This is a genomic window from Variovorax beijingensis, from assembly GCF_003951285.1.
GTDB lineage: Bacteria > Pseudomonadota > Gammaproteobacteria > Burkholderiales > Burkholderiaceae_C > Variovorax > Variovorax beijingensis.
Genome location: NZ_RXFQ01000001.1, coordinates 352,345 through 377,078 on the forward strand (window position 1 = coordinate 352,345; position 24,734 = coordinate 377,078).

General features: G+C 69.6%; 15 protein-coding genes. 9 read left to right on the forward strand and 6 right to left on the reverse strand.

Annotated elements, in window-relative coordinates:
• Position 1: 1 nt before the first annotated feature.
• Positions 2–928, reverse strand: coding sequence for a hydroxymethylbilane synthase (hemC, locus tag EJO66_RS01765; RefSeq protein WP_124957215.1), 927 nt, complete (start codon positions 926–928; stop codon positions 2–4).
• 82 nt (positions 929–1,010) lie between these two features.
• Here hemC and ppc point away from each other — a divergent pair, with 82 nt between their 5' ends.
• From ppc to EJO66_RS01790, 5 genes are all read left to right on the forward strand, one after another.
• A complete protein-coding gene (gene ppc, locus EJO66_RS01770) occupies positions 1,011–3,854 on the forward strand; it encodes a phosphoenolpyruvate carboxylase (protein WP_124957216.1) in 2,844 nt (947 codons plus the stop codon).
• A gap of 183 nt (positions 3,855–4,037) precedes the next feature.
• On the forward strand, positions 4,038–4,259 hold the full coding sequence (locus tag EJO66_RS01775; protein ID WP_124957217.1) for a hypothetical protein: 222 nt from the start codon (positions 4,038–4,040) through the stop codon (positions 4,257–4,259).
• 94 nt (positions 4,260–4,353) lie between these two features.
• Positions 4,354–12,543, forward strand: a complete 8,190-nt coding sequence (locus tag EJO66_RS01780) for a glycoside hydrolase family 94 protein (RefSeq protein ID WP_125964528.1) — start codon at positions 4,354–4,356, stop codon at positions 12,541–12,543.
• 29 nt (positions 12,544–12,572) lie between these two features.
• Positions 12,573–13,112 carry a hypothetical protein gene (locus tag EJO66_RS01785; RefSeq protein WP_124957219.1) on the forward strand — a complete coding sequence of 180 codons (540 nt, stop codon included), beginning with the start codon at positions 12,573–12,575 and terminating at the stop codon, positions 13,110–13,112.
• 158 nt (positions 13,113–13,270) lie between these two features.
• A complete protein-coding gene (locus EJO66_RS01790; RefSeq protein WP_124957220.1) occupies positions 13,271–14,509 on the forward strand; it encodes an MFS transporter in 1,239 nt (412 codons plus the stop codon).
• On the opposite strand, the gene EJO66_RS01795 is transcribed toward EJO66_RS01790, so the two are convergent.
• Positions 14,490–15,434: a LysR family transcriptional regulator gene (locus EJO66_RS01795; RefSeq protein WP_125964529.1), complete on the reverse strand. Its 945-nt coding sequence runs from the start codon at positions 15,432–15,434 to the stop codon at positions 14,490–14,492. The genes EJO66_RS01790 and EJO66_RS01795 overlap by 20 nt on opposite strands.
• A gap of 49 nt (positions 15,435–15,483) precedes the next feature.
• Here EJO66_RS01795 and EJO66_RS01800 point away from each other — a divergent pair, with 49 nt between their 5' ends.
• Together EJO66_RS01800 and EJO66_RS01805 are read left to right on the forward strand one after the other, a co-directional pair.
• Positions 15,484–16,020 carry a GNAT family N-acetyltransferase gene (locus tag EJO66_RS01800; protein ID WP_124957222.1) on the forward strand — a complete coding sequence of 179 codons (537 nt, stop codon included), beginning with the start codon at positions 15,484–15,486 and terminating at the stop codon, positions 16,018–16,020.
• The gene (locus EJO66_RS01805) at positions 16,007–17,260 is read left to right on the forward strand and encodes an MFS transporter (protein ID WP_125964530.1); all 1,254 of its coding nucleotides are present in this window, start codon (positions 16,007–16,009) and stop codon (positions 17,258–17,260) included. The genes EJO66_RS01800 and EJO66_RS01805 overlap by 14 nt, the downstream gene beginning before the upstream one ends.
• A gap of 19 nt (positions 17,261–17,279) precedes the next feature.
• Here EJO66_RS01805 and EJO66_RS01810 read toward each other — a convergent pair whose 3' ends face one another.
• The 3 genes from EJO66_RS01810 to EJO66_RS01820 are packed head-to-tail and all read right to left on the reverse strand — an operon-like array spanning position 17,280 to position 20,382.
• Positions 17,280–18,542, reverse strand: coding sequence for an AI-2E family transporter (locus EJO66_RS01810; protein WP_125964531.1), 1,263 nt, complete (start codon positions 18,540–18,542; stop codon positions 17,280–17,282).
• Entirely contained in the window at positions 18,539–19,285 is a 747-nt protein-coding gene (locus EJO66_RS01815) for a LytR/AlgR family response regulator transcription factor (RefSeq protein ID WP_124957225.1), read from the reverse strand. The genes EJO66_RS01810 and EJO66_RS01815 overlap by 4 nt, the downstream gene beginning before the upstream one ends.
• Entirely contained in the window at positions 19,282–20,382 is a 1,101-nt protein-coding gene (locus tag EJO66_RS01820) for a sensor histidine kinase (RefSeq protein ID WP_124957226.1), read from the reverse strand. Before EJO66_RS01820 ends, EJO66_RS01815 begins: the two co-directional genes overlap by 4 nt.
• Positions 20,383–20,404: 22 nt before the next feature.
• Here EJO66_RS01820 and argH point away from each other — a divergent pair, with 22 nt between their 5' ends.
• Complete coding sequence (gene argH, locus EJO66_RS01825; protein ID WP_124957227.1) at positions 20,405–21,802, forward strand: argininosuccinate lyase; 1,398 nt, start codon at positions 20,405–20,407, stop codon at positions 21,800–21,802.
• A 136-nt stretch (positions 21,803–21,938) separates the two neighbouring features.
• Entirely contained in the window at positions 21,939–23,414 is a 1,476-nt protein-coding gene (locus tag EJO66_RS01830; protein ID WP_125964532.1) for a rhomboid family intramembrane serine protease, read from the forward strand.
• Positions 23,415–23,427: 13 nt separating this feature from the next.
• Here EJO66_RS01830 and EJO66_RS01835 read toward each other — a convergent pair whose 3' ends face one another.
• Positions 23,428–24,729 (reverse strand): tetratricopeptide repeat protein, encoded by a 1,302-nt coding sequence (locus EJO66_RS01835; protein WP_124957229.1) that lies wholly within the window; start codon positions 24,727–24,729, stop codon positions 23,428–23,430.
• Positions 24,730–24,734: the final 5 nt, after the last annotated feature.

A 24,734-nucleotide genomic window follows, 5' to 3' on the forward strand; every position in this document is an offset into this window, starting at 1 on the left:
TTCAGTGCGCGCCGGCGTCGCGCAGCAGCGCGGCGGCGCGTTCGCCGAGCGCGCCGGCCTGCGCAAAGTCGGCAGCCGGGGCTTGCGCATGAATCCGCACCAGCGCGGCGTGGCCCTCGGGGTCGCCCCATGCCGCATCGATGCGAAGCGCACCGTCGGCCTGCCAGCGCGCATGGGCTGCCAGCGGCATGGAACAGCTGCCGCCCATCGACCGGCTCACTGCACGCTCGGCGGCGGTGGCCAGCCAATCGCGCGGATGCGACAGCGTGGCCAGCAGCGCGATCAGGTCCGTGCGGTCGGCCCGCACCTCGATGCCGAGTGCGCCCTGCCCCGCGGCCGGCAGCATGGTGTCGGGATCGAAGGCGACCCGGATGCGGTGCTCGAGGCCCAGCCGCTTGAGCCCGGCCGCCGCGAGCACGATGGCGTCGTACTGGCCTTCGTCGAGCTTGCGCAGGCGGGTGTCGAGGTTGCCGCGCAGCGGCTCGATGCGCAGGTCGGGCCGCAGGGCGCGCAGCAGCACCACGCGCCGCAGGCTGGAGGTGCCGACGACGGCGCCCCGCGGCAGTTCGTCGAGCGAGGCATGGCGCGGCGACACCAGCGCATCGCGCGGGTCTTCGCGCTCCAGCACGCAGGCCAGCACGAAGCCCTCGGGCAGGTCCATCGGCACGTCTTTCAGCGAATGCACCGCAATGTCGGCGCGGCCTTCCTCGAGCGCGAGTTCGAGCTCCTTCACGAAGAGGCCCTTGCCGCCCACCTTGCTGAGCGACTTGTCCAGGATCTGGTCGCCCCGCGTCGTCATGCCCAGCAGGCTGACCGCGTGGCCTCGTTCCTGCAGCAGCGCCTGCACGTGCTCGGCCTGCCACAGGGCGAGCCGGCTTTCGCGCGTGGCGATCACGATATTGCTCAAGGCCGCTCCCAAAAAGTACATGTTGAAGACCTCCGGAATGCTAGCATGTTGCGCCGCAACAACGCAGACGGCGCATTCTTTCTAGACCAGGAAAAACATCGAAATGAAAGCCAGCAAGACTCCTGCGCCGCCCAAGCGCCGGCAAGCCGAAGACCAGCCGCTGATCGACGACATCCGGCTCCTGGGCCGCATCCTCGGCGACGTGATCCGCGAACAGGAGGGCGAGGAAAGTTATGCACTGGTCGAGAAGATCCGCACGCTGTCGGTGGCTTTCCGCCGCGACGCCGACCAGGCGGCCGACCGCGCGCTCAAGAACCTGCTCAAGGGCCTGAGCGCGGCCGAGACGGTGCGCGTGATCCGCGCCTTCACCTATTTCAGCCACCTGGCCAACCTGGCCGAAGACCGGCACCTGATCCGCCGCCGCACCGAGGCCGAGCGCGCCGGCGAAAGCGCCGACGGCGACCTGCAGACCGCTCTTGCGCGCATCCGCAAGGCCGGCGTCAAGCCCGACGAGGTGGTGGCCTCGCTGGCACGCAGCTATGTCTCGCCGGTGCTCACGGCGCACCCGACCGAAGTGCAGCGCAAGAGCATCCTCGATGCCGAGCGCGCCATTGCGCAGCTGCTCACCACGCGCGACGAGATCAAGCTGCGCCAGAGCGCCTACGCCGGTGCCAAGGACGCGCTCACGCCGATCGAGTTTGCCGAGAACGAAACGCAGATGCGCATCCGCGTCACGCAGATATGGCAGACGCGGCTGCTGCGCTTTTCCAAGCTCACCGTGGCCGACGAGATCGAGAATGCGCTGAGCTACTACGAAGCCACCTTCCTGCGCGAGATTCCACGCGTCTATGCCGACCTCGAAAAGGCGCTGGGCCAGGGCGGCGTGGTGCCTTCGGTGGCGTCGTTCCTGCGCATGGGCCAGTGGATCGGCGGCGACCGCGACGGCAATCCCAACGTGACGGCCGAAACGCTCGAATACGCCTTGCGCCGCCAGGCCGAGCTGGCGCTGCGCCACTACCTCACCGAAGTGCACTACCTCGGCGGCGAGCTCTCGCTGTCCGCCACGCTGGTGGACGTCTCGGTCGAGATGCAGGCGCTGGCCGAGCGCTCGCCCGACACCAGCGAGCACCGCAAGGACGAGCCCTACCGCCGCGCGCTCACCGGCGTGTATGCGCGCCTGGCCGCCACGCTGCGCGAGCTCACCGGCGGCGAGGCCGCGCGCCACGCCGTGCCGCCGCAGAACCCCTACGCGAAGGCCGAGGAATTCCTGGCCGACCTGCACACGGTGGAAGAGTCGCTCGTCGAGAAGCACGGCAGCGTGCTGGCGGCGCCGCGCCTGCGGCCGCTGATCCGTGCGGTCGAGGTGTTCGGCTTCCACCTGGCCACGGTCGACCTGCGCCAGAGCTCGGACAAGCACGAGGCCGTGATCGCCGAACTGCTGGCCACCGCGCGCATCGAACCCGCCTACGCCTCGCTGGCGGAAGATGCCAAGCAGACGCTGCTGCTCAAGCTGCTCGACGACGCGCGTCCGCTGCGCGTGCCCGATGCCGAATACTCACCACTGGCGCAAAGCGAACTCGCAATCTTCGCGGCCGCGCGCACCGCGCGAGCGCGCTACGGCGCGGCGGCCATCCGCCACTACATCATCAGCCACACCGAGACGGTGAGCGACCTGCTCGAGGCCCTGCTGCTGCAAAAGGAAGTGGGCCTCTTGCGTGGCGCGATGAACGGCAAGGCCACCTGCGACCTGATCGTGGTGCCGCTGTTCGAAACCATCGAGGACCTGCGCAATGCCGCGCCCATCGTGCGCGCCTTCTATGCGCTGCCAAACATCCAGGCGCTCATCGAGCGCTCGGGTGCCGAGCAGGACGTGATGCTCGGCTACAGCGACAGCAACAAGGACGGCGGCATCTTCACGAGCAACTGGGAGCTCTACCGCGCGGGCATTGCGCTGGTCGCGCTGTTCGACGAGCTCAACAAGAAGAAGGCCAACCCGATTCGCCTGCGCATGTTCCATGGCCGCGGCGGCACGGTGGGGCGCGGCGGCGGCCCGAGCTACCAGGCGATCCTCGCGCAACCGCCCGGCACGGTGCGCGGCCAGATCCGCCTCACCGAACAGGGCGAGGTCATCGGTTCGAAATATGCCAACCGCGAGATCGGCCGGCGCAACCTCGAGACGCTGGTGGCCGCCACCCTCGAAGCCACGCTGCTGCCGCAGGCCAAGTCGGCGCCCGCCACATTCCTTTCGGCGGCGGCAGAGCTGTCGGCCGCGAGCATGTCGGCCTACCGCAAGCTGGTCTATGAAACACCGGGCTTCGGCGACTACTTTTTCGGCTCCACGCCGATCCGCGAGATTGCCGAGCTCAACATCGGCTCGCGTCCCGCCTCGCGCAACCCGAGCCACAAGATCGACGACCTGCGCGCCGTGCCATGGAGCTTCAGCTGGGGCCAGTGCCGGCTCACCATTCCCGGCTGGTTCGGCTTCGGCTCGGGCGTGGAGCAGTTCCTGGCGTCGGCCGCAACGCCGGCCGCGCGCAAGGAGCGCGTCGCGCTGCTGCGCCGCATGTATGCGCAGTGGCCGTTCTTTCGCACCCTGCTCTCCAACATGGACATGGTGCTGGCCAAGAGCGACCTCGCGCTGGCTTCGCGCTACGCCGAGCTCGTGACCGACCGCAAGCTGCGCCAGAAGGTGTTCGCGATGATCGACACCGAGTGGCACCGCACCTCCGACGCGCTCACCCTCATCACGGGCGCCAAGCAAAGGCTCGAAGGCAACGCCGAGATGCAGCGCTCGGTGCGCCACCGCTTTCCGTACATCGATCCGCTGCACCACCTGCAGGTCGAGCTGATGCGCCGCTTCCGCGCGGGCGAAGGCGGCGAACGGCTGCAGCGCGGCATCCACATCTCGATCAACGGGGTGGCGGCCGGTTTGCGCAATACCGGCTGAGCGGTTCCGGATCGATCGAAAGAACCAGGAAAGGGCGCCCTTGTGCGCCCTTTCCTACGCAAGGAATCGCGTAATAGCAATCTGTAAGGTCAATTAAGAGAGTAGGGTCGGGGGACGTTCAAAGTTTCTCGCTATCTCTCGCAATTGCGCGGCAGCTCGAGTCGTATTCAGGAGCCCGTCGCCATGTCCACCCCACAGTCGCTGACCCATTCACAGATCGATTTCGTCAACAACGATTTCGAAGCCCTGGCCTCCCACATGCGCCATTGCGCACGTGCCCACGGACGATGGTTCCCGGTGCGAAGCCACATGCAGCGGGTACGCGCACTCCTTGCAGGCCGGATCGTCACGATGGCTTGCGTTGCGGTTGCCTTCGTTGGTATGGGGCTGTTCGCCCTCGCTTGAGGGTGGCCGCGCCTGAACCGACCCGGGCTGCAATTTTCCCCGACAGGGGCGAACAGGTGGCCCCCCCCTTCGAGTTCCGGACAAAGGCGGCGCAATGAGCGCCGCCTTTGTCGTTGGCCGGCTCGCAGATCTCAGCAGCTACGCGCGCACGCTGCTCCTCGCTCCCCATGAGCCGGTGGCACCGCCGATCCGCGCCGAACTCTTCGGCGCCCAGCGCTTCGAGCAGCACGGCCACAGCCTGGCCCGCGCCCAGGTGGTCGAACTCGACCCGCACCGCGCACGCGAGGGAGCGCCCTTTTTTCCGCGCGTGGACGAGAACCTCGAATCGCTGCGCAACGCCTTCGACTACATCGCGCTGATCTCGCAGAGCGGGCGCTATGTGTCTCCCGCGGCCGAATGGCTGCTCGACAACTTCCATCTGGTGGAAGCGCAGCTCCAGCAGATTCACGACGGCGTGCCGCGCAGCTACTACGCGCGCCTGCCCAAGCTCGCCACGCCGCCGCTCGCGGGCCTGCCGCGCGTCTACGGCATGGCGTGGGCCTACGTGGCCCACACCGACAGCGTGCTCAACAAGACGCTGTTCACCGCCTTTCTCAACGCCTACCAGGACATCGACGAGCTCACGCTCGGCGAGCTGTGGGCGCTGCCCACCACCCTGCGCGTGGTGCTGCTCGAAAACCTGCGCCGCCTGGCCGAGAGCATTGCGGAGAACAAGGTGGCACGCGAAATAGCGCACGCGGTGTGGGACGCAGCGCCGCACCTGTCGACGCAAGACCTCGACACGCTGTACCGCGCATTGCAAAGCCACAACCTTCAGGACGCCTACCTCACGCAGCTCTGGCAGCGCCTGCCGGTGGAGCATGGCGAGAACGTGCCGGCGCTGGTGCGCTGGACCGAACAGCACTGCCCCAACGGAGCGGCGCTGATCAGTGAGGCGCAGAACGCGCAGGCCGCCGCCAACCTCACGGTCGGCAACATCATCACCACGCTGCGCATGATCGGCCAGGTCGAGTGGAGCGACCTGATCGAACCCGTGAGCCGTTCGCTGCGCGTGCTGCGCGAACTGCCGAGCTTCGCAGGCGAAAGCGAGCTCACGCGCCAGCAGATCACGCATGCGATGGAGCGGGTCGCGCGCGACAGCGGCCGCTCCGAGCGCGAGGTGGCGCAGGCCGTGGTGCGGCTCGCATCCGCTGCGCTGGCTGACGACGCAAGCGCCGGCAGGGATCGCGCCGACGGCACCGCCGGCTGCTACCTGTTCGGCCAGGGGCGTGGCGCGCTGGTCGCGGCACTGCATTCCGACGCGGCGGTGGGCCGTGCCGGCGGCCCGGCAGGGGTGCGGCCGCGGCGCAGCCGCCGCGGCTGGCGCTTGCCGGCCTATGTGCTCTTCATCGTCCTGGGCACCGCGTGGCTGCTGGCGGCCGTGGCGCATGGCCTGCCGCAGCCTCGCGGCTGGACCACCCTCGCGGCGATGGCGCTGCTCGCATGGCCGCTCTCGGAGGCGTTGATCGCGCTGGCGCAGCGCATCATGGCCGAGTCGGTGCGGGTGCAGGCGCTGCCGCGCCTCGACTTCGCGGCCGGCATTCCCGAGCGGCACCGCACGCTGGTCGTCATTCCCACGCTGCTGAACTCGCCCGCGAACAATGCGCAGCTCGCTCATCGGCTCGAACTGCACTGGCTCGCCAATCGCGAGGCGCACGCCCAGTTCGCGCTGCTGACCGACTGGGCCGACGCGCCCCAAGCCTCGCTGCCGGAAGACGCAGCGCTGCTCGACGATGCCATTGCGCACATTGCCGCGCTCAATGCGAAGTATCCGGCGCCCGCCGGCGCGGCCTCGCGCTTCCTGCTGCTGCACCGGCCGCGCAGCTGGAGCGGTACCGAGGAACGCTGGATGGGCTGGGAGCGCAAGCGCGGCAAGCTCGAAATGCTGCTGCGCCTCTTGGCAACCGGCGACGCCAGCGGCTTTCTGCCGCTCGCGCCGGGCCAGCAGCTGGCGCCGGGACGAACGCCCTATGTACTGACCCTCGACAGCGACACGGGCCTGCCGCCGGGCGCGCTGCGCGAGCTGGTGTCGATTGCCGCCCACCCGCTCAATGCGCCCGAAATCGATGCGAAGAGCCGGCGCATGGTGGCGGGCTTCGGCATCCTCCAGCCGCGCATCGTGACGCCGTTCCCGATGCGCAGCGAGCGCTCGTTCTTCCACTGGATGTTTGCCGGGCAGTGCGGGCTCGACCCCTACGGCAGCGGCGCGTCCGACATCTACCAGGACGTGTTCGGCAGCGGCTCCTTCACCGGCAAGGGCCTGCTCAACGTGCGCGCGGTGCATGCCGCGCTCGACAGGCGCCTGCCCGAAGGCGCGGTGCTGAGCCATGATCTGCTCGAAGGCACGGTCGCGCGCTGCGCGATGGTGAGCGACGTGGTGCTGATCGAGGACCACCCGCACCACTCGGGCGTGGCCGCATCGCGCGTGCACCGCTGGGTGCGCGGCGACTGGCAGCTGCTGCCGCTGCTGTGGCGCGCCAGGCACTTCGGCATCGACGCGCTCGGGCTCTGGAAAATGGGCGACAACCTGCGCCGCTCGCTGGTGGTGCCCGCCTCCTTCGCGCTGCTGGTGCTCGTGGTCTTCACGCAGGCCATGCCGCTCGGATGGGCGCTGGCCGCGGTCGCCTCGGCGCTCACGCTCGGCCCTCTGCTCGGCGCCCTGGCCGGGCTGGTGCCGACACGCCGCGCCATCGAGCTGCGCCACTTCCTCGACGTCGGCGCGGTCGAGCTGCTGCGGGCCATGGCGGGCGCGGCCTGGCAGTTCGTGCAGCTGGCGGCGCAGACGCGCCTGCTGCTCGATGCGATGTTCCTGGCGACATGGCGGCTCACCGTCAGCCGCAGGCACCTGCTCCAATGGACCACCACGGCGCAGGCCCAAGCCCAGTCCAGCCAGCGGCTGCCGCCTTTCCTGCGCAATGCCGCCCTCAGCAGCGTGCTGTGCCTGGCGCTGGCTGTGGCGGCGGCGCGCTGGAGCGCCTATCCGGTGGCCGGGCCGCTGCTGTTCCTGGCCTGGGCGCTGGCGCCGTTCGCGGCCTGGTGGAGCAGCCGCGTCGATCCGCAGGTGCCCGATCCGCTGCGCGCCGAACAACGCAGCTACCTCGAGAAACTCGCGCACGACACCTGGCGCTTCTTCGAGCACGTGGTCGGCCCGGAAGACAACCACCTGCCTCCCGACAACCTGCAGCTCGAGCCGCAGCCGACCATCGCCCACCGCACCTCGCCGACCAACATCGGCCTGTACCTGCTGGCCACCTGCTGCGCGCGCGAGTTCGGCTGGATCGACACCGCGGTGCTGCTCGCGCGCATCACGGCCACGCTCGACACCGTGGAGCGCATGCAGAAGCACGAGGGCCATCTCTTCAACTGGTACCACACGCAAACGCTGCAGCTGCTGCCGCCGGCCTATGTGTCCAGCGTGGACAGCGGTAACTTGGCGGGCCACCTGGTGGCCGTGGCGCAGGCCTGCCGCGCCTTTGCTGCGGAAGGCTGCCAGAGCCACGAGGAACCCGCGCTGGAAGCGCTGGCACGGCGCTGCGATGCGCTGCATGCCGGCATGGATTTCCGCGGCCTCTACGACCCCAAGCGGCACCTGTTCCACATCGGCCTGCGCGTCGAGGAGAACGTGCTCGACGCGAGCTACTACGACCTGCTGGCCTCCGAGTCGCGCCTCTTGAGCTTCCTGGCGATTGCGAAGGGGGATGTACCCCGCCGCCACTGGATGGCGCTGGGCCGGCCGTTCCTGCTGGTGGGTTTCCAGCCCGGGCTCAAGTCGTGGTCCGGCTCGATGTTCGAGTACCTGATGCCCGCGCTCGTGATGCCCGAACCCGCCGACGGCCTGCTGCAGGTGGCCAACAGCGCGGCCATCGCCGAGCAGCAGGCCTTCGGCCGTTCGCTGGACATGCCGTGGGGTGTTTCGGAGTCGGCCTACTTCGCGCAGGACCATTCGCTGGCCTACCAGTACTCGCCCTTCGGCGTGCCGCGCCTCGCGCTGCGCCGCACGCCGCCCACCGACCGCGTGGTGTCGCCCTATGCGAGCGCCATGGCCGCCGTGCTGGCACCGGCCGCGGCGGTGGCCAACCTGGAACTGCTCGAATCGCTCGGCGCGCGCGGCGAGTTCGGCTTTCACGACGCGGTGGATTTCACCACCTCGCGCCAGGCCGATGGCCAGCGCTTCACCGTGGTGCGCAACTTCATGGCGCACCACCAGGGCATGTCGCTGGTGGCGCTGTGCCATGTGCTGCGCGCCGAGGCACCGCGCCGCTGGTTCGGCAGCGCCGCGCTGGTTCAGGCACACGAGTCGCTGCTGCACGAACGCACGCCGCGGCAGATCATCGGCAGCGCCGACCCGCGCACGCCGCCCGAGCCCAGCCTGGCCGAACTGGCGCCGCTGTTCCAGCCCCGCTCGGTGGACCCGACGGTGTCCGGCTTCCAGCCTACGCACCTGCTGTCGAACGGGCGCTACACGGTGGCCCTGCGCGCCAACGGCGCGGGCGTGAGCCGCTGGCACGCGTTCAACGTGACCCGCTGGCGCGACGATCCGCTGCGCGACGGCCACGGCACCTTCTTCTACCTGCGCAATATCGAAAAGGATGGAGAAAAGCACGAACTCGTCTCGCTCACCGCCCTGCCCGCGCCCGGCGCCGGCTGGACCTACCGCACCCGCTTTCTCGCCGAGCAGGTGCAGTTCGATGCGGCCGGCGACGACTTGCAAGTGCGCACCACGGTGCTGATCAGCCCCGAGGACGACACCGAGCTGCGCAACATCACGCTGCACAACGCCGGCACGCAGACCCGCACGCTCGAGCTCATCTCCTACTTCGAGCCGGTGCTGTCGTATCCCAAGGCCGACGAGGCGCATCCGGCTTTCGCCAACCTGTTCGTCGCATCGCGCTGGGAGCCCGCGTGGCGCGCGCTGCTGCTGACGCGCAAGCCGCGCCTGCATGGCGACCCGATGGTGGCCGCCGCGCACTTCCTCGCCTCGGTCGATGCCCATGTGCTTTCCATCGACTGCATGACCGACCGGCGCGCCTTCATCGGCCGCAACCGCTCGCTCGCGAGCCCCGCGCTCGATGCGCAGCCGCTGGCCGCCGACGGCACGCCGGTGAACGGGCTCGATCCCATCGCCTGCCTGCGCGTGCGCCTGTCGATCGCACCGGGCGCCACTGCGCGGCTGTGCTTCGCGACCGCCGCCGACGAAAGCATCGAGGCGCTGATGCCCAGGATCGACCGCTACCTGGAGCCGATGCATGTGGAGCGCGCCACGCGCATGGCCGCCACGCTGGCGCAGGTGCGGCTGCGCGACCTGAGCATCGCACCGGCCCAGACCTTCGCGCTGCAGGACCTGACCACCATCCTCACCTACACCACGCCGCGCGGGATGAAGGACCGCGGCCTCGTCGACCGGCGGCAGATCTGGCGCTTCGGCATCTCGGGCGACAAGCCCATCGTGCTGGTCGCGATCCATTCGATGGACGGCATGGGGCTTGTCAACGCATTGCTGCGCGCGCAGCCGTGGTGGGGCTTTGGCGGCGTCGCCTGCGACCTGGTGCTGCTCAACAGCGAGCCGAACTCCTACCTGATGCCGCTGCAGCGCGAGATCGAAACCCTGTGCCTGCGCGTTGCGCACCAGACCCAGAACAGCTTTCCGCGCAACGACACGGCGGGCTTTTACCTGCTGCGCGACCACGACGTGGCACCCTCGGAGAAGGCCGCGCTTTCGAAGCTGGCACGCGTGGTGTTCACCGCCGATGGCCGCTCGCTCGAAACGCAGGTGGCTGCACTGCACGAGGCGCGGGTCGACACCGGCGCGGACGCCGAGACCCCGGCCGCATCGTCGCGTGCCGCCCTGCTGCCACGGCCCGCGGCGGCGCCTTCCGCGGAAGCGCCCGTGGGAAGCTTCGATGCCGAGAGCGGCGAGTTCCGCTTCGAGGTCGGCGCCGGCCACCGCACGCCGCGCCCCTGGATCAACGTGATCGCCAACGCCGGCTTCGGCTTCCAGGTGTCCGAATGGGGCACCGGCTTCACCTGGGCCGGCAACAGCCGCATGCACCAGCTCACGCCGTGGTCGAACGACCCGGTGCAGGACCCGGCCTTCGAACACTACCTGCTGCAGGATCTCGCCTCGGGCGCGCTGCTGCCGCTCACGCCGGCGGGCCAGGGTGCGGGGGATGGCGACGAGGTGCGCCACCGCGTGCGGCATGGCCAGGGCTACACGGTCTTCGAATGCCGGCAACAGGAACTCGCACTCGAGACCACCTTCTTCGCGGACCGGGACGATGCCGTCAAGCTGGTGCACGTGCGCGTGCACAACCAGGGCTCCGGCCCGCGGCGCCTGCGCGCGCTCGGCATGGTCGAGTGGCAGCTCGGCGCCGCGCGCGGCGAACGGCGGACCGTTCATTGCTGGAAGCCCGAAGACCAGCCCGCGGTGTTCGGCCAGCAGCGCGAGTCGAGCGCGGGCTTCGGCGGCAGCACGGCTTTCCTGCTGCTTGCGGGTTTGCCGGGCGCCACGCAGTGGACCTGCGACCGCAACGAATTCTTCGCCGGGCGCGGCATCGTCGAAGTGCCGGACACGCTGGCGCGGCGCGCAGGCGGCGGGCTCGACGCCTGCGCGGCCATCGGCGGCGAACTGGTCGTCGGTGCCGGCGAAAGCGCCAGCTTCAGCTTCGTGCTGGGCCATGCCGACGACGCCGATGCGGCGCTCGCTCTCGCCCGCCGCTGGCGCCAGCGCGACGTGCCCGAAGCCCTGGCGCAGGCGCGCGGCTTCTGGGACGAGATGCTGGGCCGCCTCGAGGTGCGCACGCCCGATCCGCTGTTCGACGCCATGGTCAACCGCTGGCTCATCTACCAGACGCTGGCCTGCCGGCTCTGGTCGAAGGCCGGCTTCTACCAGGCCGGGGGCGCCTTCGGCTTTCGCGACCAGCTGCAGGACGCGATGGCCTTTGCGCTCACCGATCCATCGCGGCTGCGCGAACAGATCCTGACCAATGCGGCGCGGCAGTTTCCCGAAGGCGACGTGCAGCACTGGTGGCACATGCCTGGCGGCGCCGGTGTGCGCACGCATTTTTCGGACGACCTGCTGTGGCTGCCCTTTGCGACGGCCCACTACGTCGAGGTGACCGGCGATGCAGCGCTGCTCGACCACGCGGCCCCGTTCATCGAAGGCCCCGCGATTCCCGAGGGCGCCGAAGACGCCTACTACGCGCCGCAGCACAGCGGCCGCACGGCCACCGTGTTCGAGCACGGCGCGCTGGCCATCGACCGCAGCCTGGCAACCGGCATGCACGGCCTGCCGCTGATGGGCACCGGCGACTGGAACGACGGCATGAACCGCGTCGGCCACGAAGGCCGCGGCGAATCGGTCTGGCTTGCATGGTTCCTGTGCAGCGTGGTCGAGCACTTCGCGCCGATTGCGCAGGCGCGCGGCGAGCACGGCCGGGTCGCGCGCTGGAACGAGGCGCGGCGCGGCTGGATCGCCGCGCTGCACGATGCCGGCTGGGACGGCGCCTGGTTCCGCCGCGCCTTCTTCGACAACGGCGCGCCGCTCGGTTCGTCAGCCAACGAAGAATGCCGCATCGACCTGATCGCGCAGGCGTGGTCGGTGCTCTCGGGCGCATCGGACGACGCCCACACCGGCCCGGCGATGGCCGCCGCCATGAAGCACCTGCACGACGAGCCGGCCGGCCTGCTGCGCCTGCTGGCGCCGCCCTTTGCCCACTCGGCCAACCATCCCGGCTACATCCAGGCCTACCCGCCGGGCGTGCGCGAGAACGGCGGGCAGTATTCGCACGGCGCCGTGTGGGCGCTGATGGCGCAGGCGCTGCAGGGCGACCACGAAGCGGCATGGCAGAGCTTCGAGGGCCTGAGCCCGGCGCACCGCGCGATACATCCCGAGCGCGGGCCCGCCTACGAACTGGAGCCCTACGTGATGGCCGGCGACATCTACAGCGCCGCGCCGTATGCCGGGCGCGGCGGCTGGAGCTGGTACACCGGCTCGGCTGCATGGCTGCACCGCGCCGCGGTCGAAACGCTGCTGGGCCTGCGCGTGAAGGGCCGCATGCTCTCGCTGACGCCGCGCGTGCCCGCGCACTGGCCGGGCTTCGAGATTGCGCTGCGGCTCGGGCAGCGGCGCCTGACGCTGCAATGGGGAGCGCCCCATGCCGCCGCAACGCCCACGCACCACGCGGCCATCGGCGAATGGATCGACTGGCAGGCGCTGCCGGCGGATGCGGTGCTGCGCATGCGTTAAGGTCGCAGGCCGATTCCACCTGCCTGTCCATGACCACCATCCAGTCCCGCCGCAAGCTCATCGTCGTCATCCTGCTGTGCCTGGCGGTCGGGGGGGCGCTCGTGCGGCACTACGCGGAGCGCGGCACGACCACGCGCGACATCGGCACGCTGCTGATGGTGCTGTGGGTGCCGATCATCGGCAACGTCGTTGCCTGGCTCATCGGCAAGCTGCCGCGGCGCGCGCCGCCGGCCGAGCCGGCCACCTTCGATGCGGCGCGCGCGTTCACGCCCCACTTCCTGGCCGAGCTCACGCTGCGCCCGCCGGCGCTGCCTTCGCACGACGTGCCGCTGGCCCCGGGCGAATACCGCTGCGCGCTGGTGGTCGACAACGAAGGCTTCTCCGCGCGCTGGTTCGTGTCGCAAGGGGAAGTGCTCGCGCGGGGCACGGCGCATGCGCTCGACATCGAGCTGCTGTCGCCGGAGAGCGCAGCGGCGCGGTTTCCCGCCGGTGCGGCCTTTCGCGTGCTGGTGGGCGACTCCTTCATCGCCGATGGGCGGGTGCTGGAGCTTCGCCCGGCGGTCATCTAGAAAGTGGCGAACGGCCAAAGGGCCGATTGTTCGCCGCAGGGAAACTGACTACTGCCGGCAGGCCCCTTGGTGGCGGACCTGTCCGCTCCGACACTGGGCAGCCTTTCGCAACAACGTGTCGGTATGCGCGCTTGCCGACGCGGTCCAGGACCCTTCCCATGACGAATTCACCCAGCAGCAACCCCTGCATCGACGATCTTGCGCCCGAACCTGCCAAGACCGGCCGCTCCGCCTGGCTTGCGGTCGGCTCGATCGCCGTCGGCACCTTTGCCATGGTCTCGACCGAGTTCATGCCCATCGGCCTGCTGACCGACATCGCCCGCGGCCTGAACGTATCCGACGGCACAGCCGGCCTGATGATCACCATGCCCGGCGTGCTGGCGGCCTTTGCCGGCCCCGCGCTGATCGTCGCTTCGGGCCGGCTCGACCGGCGCACCGTGCTGATCGCGCTCACCACCTTGCTGATCGCCTCGAACCTGCTGGCCGCCTTTGCGCCCAACTTCGCCACCATGCTGGTCGCGCGGCTGATGCTCGGCCTGTGCGTGGGCGGCTTCTGGACCTTTGCGCCGGCCGCCGCCACGCAGCTGGTGCCTGACGCCTCCAAGGCGCGGGCCATGTCGCTGGTGCTGGCGGGCGTGTCGGCCGCCACCGTGCTCGGCGTGCCCGCCGGTTCGTTCCTGGGCACGCTGTTCGGCTGGCGCGCCTCGTTCGCGGTAACCGGTGCGCTCGCGGCCGCGGTGCTGCTGGTGCAGCTGTGGCTGCTGCCCGCGATACCTCCGGTGCGCGCCATCGGTGCGCGCGACCTGCTCACGCCGCTCACGCGCCGCATGGCGCAGGTCGGCCTGCTCGCGGTGCTGTTCTTCATTGCCGGCCACTTCGCGGCCTACACCTACCTGAAGCCGCTGCTTCAGCAGGTGTTCGGCCTCGCGCCCAACTCGGTCTCGACGCTGCTGCTGGTGTATGGCGCGGTGGGCTTTGTCGGCACCTTCCTCGGCGGCAGCCTGGTGGCGCGCAGCGTGCGCGGCACCACCCTGCTGGCGGCGCTGATGCTCGCCACGGCGCTCTTGCTTTCGACGGTGATCGGCTCCGGCTTCGTGCCCGGCGCGGTGGTGGTCGTGATCTGGGGCGTGGCCTTCGGCCTGATCCCGGTCGCGCTCACGGGCTGGATGATGGAGGCCGTGCCCGACGCACCCGAAGCCGGCCAGGCCCTGCTCGTGAGCGGCTTCCAGGTGGCGATCGCCTCGGGCGCGCTGATCGGCGGCGTGACGGTCGACAACCACGGCATCTCCAGCGCCATGGTGCTCAGCGGCGTGCTGGTGCTGGTTGCGGCGCTGATCGTCGGCACGCTGGGCCGGGCGCGCGGCGGCGCCGCGCTGGCTACTTCTTCGGCCGAGTAGCAACGCGGCCGGCCTGTGCGCCCGCCGCAAGAATCGCATCGAGCACCACGCGCAGGGCCTTGTTGACCGGCTTGTCGCGCCGGATCACCAAGGCCAGCGTGCGGTGCATGCGGGGGGCCAGCCGGCTGATCTTCAGGCCCGGGTGCGCGCCGCGGCCCGTCATCGCCATGCGCGGCACGATGCCGTAGCCCAGCCCCGCGGCCACCATTTCCTTCATCGCCTCGACGCTGCCCAGCTCCATGACGGGCTGCGGCTGCAGGCCTTCGGCCGCGAACCAGCGGTCGACCAGCTTGCGCGTGTTGGCCGCGGGCTCGAACAGCACCAGCGGCAGCACGGCCAGGTCGGCGGGCGCCACGCGCGCCTTCAGTGGCGCAAGGTCGCTGCGGCCGATGGCGACGAACTCGTCGTCGAGCACCGGCATCACGCTCAGCGAGCGGCCTGCGGCCGGCAGCGTCACCAGCGCAAGGTCGCTGCTGTTCTCTTCCACCTTGCGGACGTGGTCGTCGGTGTTGCCGGTGCTCACCACGATGCCGAGCGCCGGAAACTGCTCGCGCAGGCTGCGCAGCACGGCCGGCAGGAAATACAGGCAGGCGGTGGCGCCGGTGCCCAGCCGCACGCGGCCCGTGATGCCGCTCGCGTGGTCCGCCAGCGCCTCGATGGCGTTCTCCACCGCGGTTTCGATCTGGTGGCTGTGCCGCAGCAGTTCGGCGCCGGCCGGCGTGGCCTTGGCGCGCTTGCCGACACGTTCGACCAGGCGTACCGCGAGCCTGCGCTCCAGCTGGCGGACCTGCAGGCTCACTGCGGGCTGCGTGAGGCCGAGCCGGTCGGCCGCGGCCGAGAAGCTGCCGGTTTCGATCACCAGCCCGAAAGACCGGAGCTGGTCGAGGTTCAGTGTCTTTTCCAAAGTATTTCTTATGTCTTGCATCAGTTGGCGAAGCTTCACTTATCAAACCGGCAGCGTCAAGATCCGGACCATGCCTTCGCCAACCCAAGCTCAAGCTCAAGCTCTCGCCTCCATCGAAATTCTCGACGCCGAGGCGCACCACATGCCCTCGGTACAGGCCATCTACAGCCGCTACGTGCTGCATGACCTGTGTTCCTTCGAGGAAGAAGCGCCCAGCGTCGACGAGATGCAGGCGCGCCGCGCCGACGTGCTCGCGCGCGGCCTCCCCTATCTCGTGGCGGTGAAGGACGGCGAGGTGGCCGGCTACGCCTATGCGGGCCCCTACCGCAGCCGCTCCGCCTACCGCCACACGGTCGAAGATTCGATCTACGTCGCAGAAGGCCTGCAGGGCCATGGCATCGGCCGCGCGCTGCTGCAGGAGCTGATCCGGCGCTGCACCGGCAGCGGCTTCACGCAGATGGTGGCGGTGATCGGCAACAGCGCCAATGCCGGCTCGCAGCGCGTGCACCAGGGCCTGGGCTTCGAGACGGTGGGCGTGCTGCGCAACGTCGGCTTCAAGTTCGGCCAGTGGGTCGACACCGTGCTCATGCAACGTGCACTGCGCTGACCCGGCCCCCGCGCGCGGATGGCTCGCGCTGCTGTGCGCGAGCCGGCTGCTGCAGGCCATGGTGGTCACCGCCTATTCCGGCGTGCTGCCTTTCATGATGGCCGACTGGCACATGACGGCCGCGCAGGCCGGCTCGATCCAGAGTGCATGGCACGTCGGCTACATGAGCTCGCTGTTCGCCGTGGGCCTCTTGGCCGACCGCTACGGCCCGCACCGCGTCTTCTTCATCGGCAGCGCGATCAGCGCATGCTCGGCACTGGCCTTTGCCGCCCTCGCGCATGACCATCTTTCGGCGCTGCTGCTCTACGGCCTGGCCGGGCTGTGCGCGGGCGCCTCGTACACGCCGGGCCTGCAGCTGCTCGCGCGCAACGCCGAGCCTGCCGTGCGCGGCCGGGCGATGGGTCTCTTCCTTGGCGCGGCGTCGATGGGCTACGCCTTGTCGCTGGCGGTGGTGGCGGCCTTCAGCCATGCCCAGCACTGGAGGCTCGGCCTGCTGGCGGCGGCGGGCTGCACCTTCGCGGGTGCGCTGCTGACGGTGCCGGCGCTGCGGCGCATGCGGCCGCCCACGCCGCCCGCCGGCACGGGAACGCCGCGCGAAGGCACCTGGCACGCGCTGGCCGAGACGGTGCGCGACAAGCCGGCCATGGCCGGCAACTGGGCCTATGCCTTTCACTGCTGGGAGCTGATGGCCCTGTGGGCCTGGCTGCCGGCCTACCTGGTCGCCTCGGCCGGCGGCACCGCGCCGTGGCAGGGCGCGGGCATTGCGCTGGCGGCGTTCGCGCACCTGGTGAGCGTGTTCGGCAGCATCGGGGGCGGCGCGGCGTCCGACCGCTTCGGCCGCGCACGCATCATGATGGCCGCCACGCTCACGAGCCTGTGCATGTCCTTCGCGTTCGGCTGGATGTGGACCTGGCCGCTGTGGTTGCTGGCCGCGATGGCCGCCATCTACAACCTGCTGGCAATCGCGGACTCTTCGGTCTATTCGACTGCGCTGGCCGACGTGGTGGCGCCGCACCGGCTGGGCGTGGCGTACTCGGTGCGCTCGGTGATGGGCTTCGGCGCGGGCGCGCTCAGCCCCTGGGTGTTCGGCCTGGCGCTGGACTGGGGACAGACGCGCTTCGGCCTCGGCAGCACTTGCAGCTGGGTGGCGGCATGGAGCTCGGTCGGGTTTGGCGCGCTGCTGGGACCGTGGATGATCGTGCGCTTCGGCCGGCTGGAGCGCGGCCGGCGTGCGCGGTGAGCTTCGCCGCTCCGCCAGCCTACTCCCCGAGCAGCTCCCCGATCGGCTGCAGGTCTTCGACCCGGTCGCAGATCGACTTGATCACCATGGTGATCGGAATGCCCAGCAGCAGCCCCCACACGCCCCAGAGCCAGCCCCAGAAGATCACCCCCACGAACACGGCCACCGGGTTCATGCGGCTGGTGCGGCTGGTGAGCCAGGGCATCAGCAGGTTGCCGACCAGCGTATGGATGGCGAGCGACACGCCACCCACCAGGATGCCCATCTCCAGGCTGTTGAACTGCAGGAAGGCCACCAGCCCAGCGGCCACCATCACGATCACCGAGCCGACGTAGGGAATGAGGTTGGTCACGCCCGCGATGATTCCCCACACGGCGGCGTTCTCGACCCCGATGGCCCAGAAGGCAAGGCCGGTCGTCACGCCCACCAGCGCGCTGATCAGGATCTGCACCAGCAGGTAGCGCTCGATGTTGCGGGTGATGTCGTCGAGCACATGCACCGTGACCTTCTTCTTCTGCAGGCTCGGCCCGGTGATCTTGATCAGCTTGCGCCGGAAGGTGTCGCCCGAGCACAGCGCGAAGTAGGTCAGGAAGGCGACCAGCGTGAGCTGCCCGATCGCCTCGAGCAGGCCGACGGTGCCGCTCAGCAGGTAGTCGCGCACATTGAAGGACGGCCGCTCGATGACCACGCGTGCGACACCCTTGCGGGCCGCGACGCGCGCGGAGTTTTCCTCGGCCGCCTTTTCAAGCTGCGCGGCCGCCTGCTGCACGTTTTCGAGCGGCGTGGCGCTGGCGCTCTTGCTCCTGCGCACGGCCTGCCCCAGTTTCTGGGCCGCGACGGGCAGCGATTCGACCAGTTGCGTGGCGCTGCCCGAGAGCGAGTAGCCGGTCCAGCCCAGGCCGCCGAACAGGCCGACGAGGATCAGCGCCGCGCCGATCCAGCGCGGCAGCCGCAAGCGGTGCAGCCGCTCGACCAGCGGCGACAGCGCGTAGGTCAGGAGCAGGCTCAGCATCAGCGGAATGAACACGGCCTGGCCCCATCGCAGTGCGAAGACACCAGCCAGCACGGCGAGCACCACCAGCGAGGCGCTGCGCACGTCGACCGGCATGTTCAGCAGCAGGCGTTCCGGTTCCGGCCGCAGCTCGGGCGGCACGGCTTCGGGCGGGGACGCCAGCACGGGTTCCGGCGGCACCTCGGCGGGGGGCTCCGCCGGCGATGGCGGCGGCTCCGGGGGCGGCTGCGCGGCCGGGGCATCGCCGGCCGGTTTGTGGTCATCGGTCATCGCGCCTCCTTCAGCACTTCGCGCACTGCAGCCAATTGTCGCCGCGACACCGCAACCGGTTCGGGAATCGCGTCGAGCCGCAGGGCCCAGCCTTCGGCGTCTTCCCCGTCGTCGTATTTCTCGAGTGCGCGGATGGCCGAGCGCGCCACCAGCGCATTGCGGTGCACGCGCAGGAAGCGCGTGGGATAGCGCTCCTCGAATTCGTTCAGCGAACCGTCCAGGATGTGGCTGCGCGTGGCGGTGCGCACCGTGAGGTACTTGTACTCGGACTTCAGGTAGAGCACCTCCGACAGCGGCACCCGCTCGGCGCGGCCGCGGTCCTGGATGAGCACGCTTTCCTGCAGCGCGTCGGCCTGCAGCGCGCGCCGCTCCTTCAGGAAGCGCTCGGCCTTCTGCAGCGCCTGCTGAAGGCGCTCGGCGCGCACCGGCTTGGTCAGGTAGTCGACCGCGTCGAGGTCGAAGGCGGTCACGGCATGCGCCGCATGGGCGGTGACGAACACCACGGCCGGCGCATCGGCCCGCCCCCGCAGGGCGCGCGCCACCTCGATGCCGTCGACGCCGGGCATGTGGACGTCGAGCAGCACCAGGTCGAGCGCCATGCTCTCCAGGTGCCGCTGCGCCTCGGCGCCCTGGGCGGCCTCGGCCACCACTTCGGCGGCAGGCGAGCGGCAGTCGCGCAGCAGCGTGCGCAGGCGCGAGCGGGCCAGGGCTTCGTCGTCAACGATCAGGGTCTTCAGAGTCATGATTCGGCGGGAATGGCAATGCGCACGCGGTAGTTCTTCTGGTCCATGCCGGCGCTGAACTGCATCTGCATGTCGTGCAGGAGCCGCAGCCGGTCCCGCACGTTGGCCAATGCAATGCCATGGCCGCGCGGCAGGGGCTCGTCGGCCCAGCGCAAGGGCGGCAGGCTGTTGACCACCTCGATCACCACCACGCTGCCGCGGCGCTCGGTGCGGATGCGCAGCTTGGCGCCCTCGGGACTGGGCTCCACGCCGTGCTTGATGGCATTTTCGACCAGCGGCTGCAGCAGCAATGGCGGCAGCCGCGCGCTGCTGGCCGCGGCATCGAGGTCCCAGCGGATACGCAACCGGTCGCCGAAGCGCACCTGCTCGATGGCCAGGTAGCGCTCGGCCAGCGCAATCTCGTCGGCCAGCGTGCCCGATTCCCCCGGATCGGCCAGCGCCTGGCGGAACAGCTCGGCCAGGTCTTCGAGCATGGTCTCGGCCTTGGCGGGCTCCTCCCGCACCAGCGCGATGGCGCTGTTGAGCGTGTTGAACAAAAAGTGGGGGCGGATGCGCGACTGCAGCTCTTCCAGCCGCGCCGTCATGGCGGCCGGCGTCTGGCCGCGCGCGCGCAGCACCATCGCCGCCATCACCATGCCTGCGATGAAGGCACCCGCCACGGCGCTGGCGAGCCACGGCGCCGTGCCCAGCACGCCGGTCAGCCGCAAGAGGCCGCAGCCATAGAGCGAGGAAACGGCACCCAGCGCGGCACCGGCCGCGTACTGCGCCTGGCGCGGCAGCCGCCCGAGCGGCTTCTTGAGCCCGCAGGCCGCCACCAGCCACAGCAGCGTGGCAGGCAGCGCGCCGCCCGTGACGGTGGCGGTCTGCACCAGCCATTCGCCGGGGGAGGACGACACGAACAGCGTGGCAGTCGCCACCAGCGCCTCCACGAAGAGCACCGCGCGCAGCACCACCCCGATCTGGCAGGCGTCGAACAGCCCGGGGCTGCCGCGCGCGGGCAAACGCCCTCTTTCCGGCGGGGCCGCAGGCGTGGGGGTGGAGGTGGCCGATAAAATCGCCGGATTGCGCATCACAGATACATCGGGTAACCGACCCATTATTGCCTCTACCACGGCTCCCATGACTCAAAACCAACTCGACAAGAAATCCGAAGCCTGGTCGGCCCTGTTCTCCGAACCCATGAGCGACCTCGTGAAGCGCTACACCGCGAGCGTCTTCTTCGACAAGCGCCTGTGGCAGGCCGACATCGAAGGCTCCCTGGCGCATGCCGGCATGTTGGCCGCCCAGGGAATCATCGGCAAGCAGGACCATGCCGAGATCGAGCGTGGGATGGCGCAGATCCGCGCTGAAATCGAATCGGGCGCCTTCGAGTGGAAGCTCGACCTGGAAGACGTGCACCTGAACATCGAGGCCCGGCTGACCCAGCTCGTGGGCGACGCCGGCAAGCGCCTGCACACCGGCCGCAGCCGCAACGACCAGGTCGCAACCGACGTGCGCCTGTGGCTGCGCGGCGAGATCGACCTGATCGCCGAGCTGCTGGTGGCGCTGCAGCTGTCTCTGGTGGACATCGCCGAGAAGAACGTCGAGGTCATCCTGCCCGGCTTCACGCACCTGCAGGTGGCGCAGCCGGTGAGCTTTGGCCACCACATGCTGGCCTACGTGGAAATGTTCAGCCGCGACGCCGAGCGCCTGCAGGACGTGCGCAAGCGCGTCAACCGCCTGCCGCTGGGCGCCGCCGCGCTGGCCGGCACCAGCTACCCGCTCGACCGCGAGCTCGTCGCCAGAACGCTGAAGATGGACGGTGTGTGCCAGAACAGCCTGGACGCCGTGAGCGACCGCGACTTTGCCATCGAGTTCACCGCCGCCGCCAGCCTGTGCATGGTGCACATCAGCCGCATGAGCGAGGAGCTGATCCTGTGGATGAGCCAGAACTTCGGCTTCATCCAGATTGCCGACCGCTTCACGACCGGCTCTTCGATCATGCCGCAAAAGAAAAACCCCGACGTGCCCGAGCTGGCGCGCGGCAAGACCGGCCGCGTGGTCGGCCACCTGATGGCGCTCATCACCTTGATGAAGGGCCAGCCGCTGGCCTACAACAAGGACAACCAGGAAGACAAGGAGCCGCTGTTCGACACCGTCGACACGCTCAAGGACACGCTGCGCATCTTTGCCGAGATGATCGGCGGCATCACCGTGAAGCCCGAGGCCATGGAAGCCGCCGCCCTGCGCGGCTACGCCACCGCCACCGACCTGGCCGACTACCTCGTGAAGAAGGGCCTGCCCTTCCGCGACGCGCACGAAACCGTGGCCCACGCGGTGAAGGCCGCCACCTCGCACAAGGTCGACCTCGCGGAGCTGCCGCTGGCCGTACTGCAGCAGTTCAACCCGAAGATCGAGAAGGACGTGTACGACGTGCTGAGCCTGCGCGGCTCGCTCAACGCGCGCAACATCCTCGGCGGCACCGCGCCGGCGCAAGTGAAGGCGCAGATCGCGCGCCACCGAGCAAGATTGGGATGACCCCCCGAAGCGCCTGCGGCGCCGCCCCCCACTGGGGGGCGCACCCTGCAGCCCGGCAAAGCCGGTTCCGCGGGTGCACCGGCATGGCCTGCTCCGCGGCCGTTCGAATCGGCTGACAACCCGATCCGAGGAACACTTGTTCTACGCCATCCCGCTCGAGAACAAGCCGAGCTGGCGCAATCCACCGTGGATGACGGTGCTGCTGATCCTCGTGAACATGATCGTGTTCTGGGGGCCGCAGCGCAGTGAAGAAAAGGCCGACGAACGCGCGGCCCACTATTACGCGCAAAGCGTGCTGCCCGAACTGGAGCTGCCGCCCTTCGTGGCCTGGCTCGAGGAAACGCGATCGCCGCGCGCCAAGGCCGCCCAGCGGCTGCTGGCCCGCAAGCAGACGGGGCCGCTGCTCGACGGCATGCAGCAGGAAAAGACGTTCCTGCAAAAGCTGCGGGCAGACGGCGTGGTCACGCCCTCCAACCCGCGGTATGCCGAGTGGAAGCGCGACCGCCAGCAGTACGAATCGATGCAGCCCGCGCCGTTCACCGAACGCTGGGCGCAGGACTACACCAAGGACGCGGAGTCCAAGCCCTGGACCTGGGTCACCGCCGCCTTCCTGCACGGCAGCACGGGGCACCTGCTGGGCAACATGCTGTTCCTCTTCCTGTTCGGCTTTTCGGTCGAGCTGGCGCTGGGCCGCGGCACGTACCTGAGCTTCTACATCCTGGGTGCGGTGGGCGCTTCGCTGCTGGCCGACTGGGCCTACGCGGGCAAGGGCAGCTACGGGCTGGGCGCCTCGGGCGCGGTGTCGGCGCTGATGGGCATGTACGCGGTGATGTACCGGCTGCGGCGCATCCGGTTCTTCTATCAGCTGTTCTTCTATTTCAACTACGTCACGGCGCCGGCCCTGCTGCTGCTGCCGGCGTGGATTGCCAACGAATTGCTCCAGCACGCGGTGGGCGGCCAGGGCATTGCCTACATGGCGCACCTGGGCGGCCTCTTGACGGGCGCGGCGCTGATGGCCTGCGCCATGGCGCTGAACCGCGTGAAGACGCCGGATGCCGTGGCGTCGGAACAATCGAACGGCAACGAAGAGTTCGACCGCCATGTGGCCGCGGCACGCCGGCTGGGCGCCGCCATGAAGTTCGAAGCGGCCACGGCCGAGTGGCGCGCCGCCGCCGCATTGCGCCCCGGCGACGCCGACACGCTGCGCGCCTGGTTCAACACCGCCCGGCTGCAGCCCGCGGGCGAAGACTTCCACCAGGCCGCGCGCCGCATCTTCCGCCTGCCCGCCACCGACCCCGACACGCTGGCCCTGCAGCACGCCAGCTACATCACCTACCTCGACCAGGCCAAGCCCGGCGCGCGCCTGAAGCCCGACGACATGGCCCGCCTGGCGCGCCGCTTCACGCGCGTGCGCCAGTTCCAGGATGCCGACAAGCTGTGCCGCGTGCTGCTGAAGACCGCGCCCGACCATCCGGAGCTGGCCGACACGCTGTCGGTCTGCGCCAACGGCCTGCTGCATGCCGGCGAGCGCGACATGGCCGTCGGCTGGCTGCCGCACCTGCTGCGGATCGCGCCCAACGACATGGTGACGCGCGCCCTCGAGCGCGCCTGAGCGCGGCTGAAAATCAGGCCGTGGGCCGCAGCAGCCAGCGCACTTCCTGCGTCTGCTCGCTGTCCGGAAAGCGCGATTCGAGCGTCGTCAGGATCGGCTGCGCCATGTCGGCGCGGCCGAGCCCCTGCACCAGCACCCGGGCCGCCAGTTCGTAGGCTTGCGGAATGGCCGCATGGCCGCGAAAGCGCCGGTCGAAACCCGACAGCAGCGCGAGCGCCGCATGCGCATCGCCGTTGCGCCATTCGGCCTTGGCCAGCGTCATGACCGTGGGGGCGTCATCGAGCGCGAAGGTCTTGTCTTTTTCGCGGCAGGCCTTGAAGACCTTGAGCGCCTCGGATGCCAGGTCGCGCCGCAGCAGCAGCGGAATGAAGCGGCGCGCATGGTCGAGCAGCGTGGACGCCTTCTCGGGGGCGAGCAGCAGCACGCGGTGGTAGCGGCGCTGCGCCGCCAGGTCGTCGGCCGCCGCCACGCGCTGCGCCTCGTAGGCGACGCCAAGTGCGCCGGCCACGTCGCCCTCGGTCACCAGTTGCGCCACCTCGGCGTCGGTGCGCTGCGCGGCGATCTGCTCGGGCGTGCGGCGATCCACGGGCGCGCCGTCGTCCACGCCGCCGCCGGGCAGCAGGTCGATGCCGAAGGCGTCGTGGTGCTGGTACATCACGTAGCCCAGCAGGCTCGCCATGACCCAGCCGAAGTAGATGAACGCGAAATTGGCGATCGGCAGCACGATCAGGCCGTCGATCATCGGCAGCAGCATGCCGATGGCAATCTGCGCGCCCGCGCTCAGCAGGAACAGGAAGAAGCACAGCAGCGCATAGGGCCACCCGATGATGCGCATCGCATCCATCACGTGGCCGGGGTTCATGGCCTGGAAGAAGCTGCCCGACTGCACCAGCACGATCACCGCGGCCGGAAAGGTGAACGACACCACGAACACCCCGACGGTGCCCAGCACCGGTTCGTACCAGGCGAGCCAGCCGATCAGGGCGCCCTGCACCACCGAGATGGCAAACAGCTTCCAGGGCAGGTTGACCCAGTCTTCATTCAGCTCGCGCGGAAAATCGGCCGAGCGCCAGATGCCGCGCGAACCGAGCGCCGTGACCTTGAAGCCGTAGCGGCTGGCCGCCAGCACGATGCCCAGTTCGATCACGATCAGCGACAAGCCGGGATGCAGAAAAGGAATGGCCTCGAACAGCAGGCTGCAGAACGCGAGCACCAGGCCGTACATGAACGGCCGCAGCTGGAACGGAAACGCGAAGAAGCTGTTGAGGCGGTGCCAGAAAGGCGGCGGAGGGGGGAGCGAGTCGTTGGCGAGCATGATGG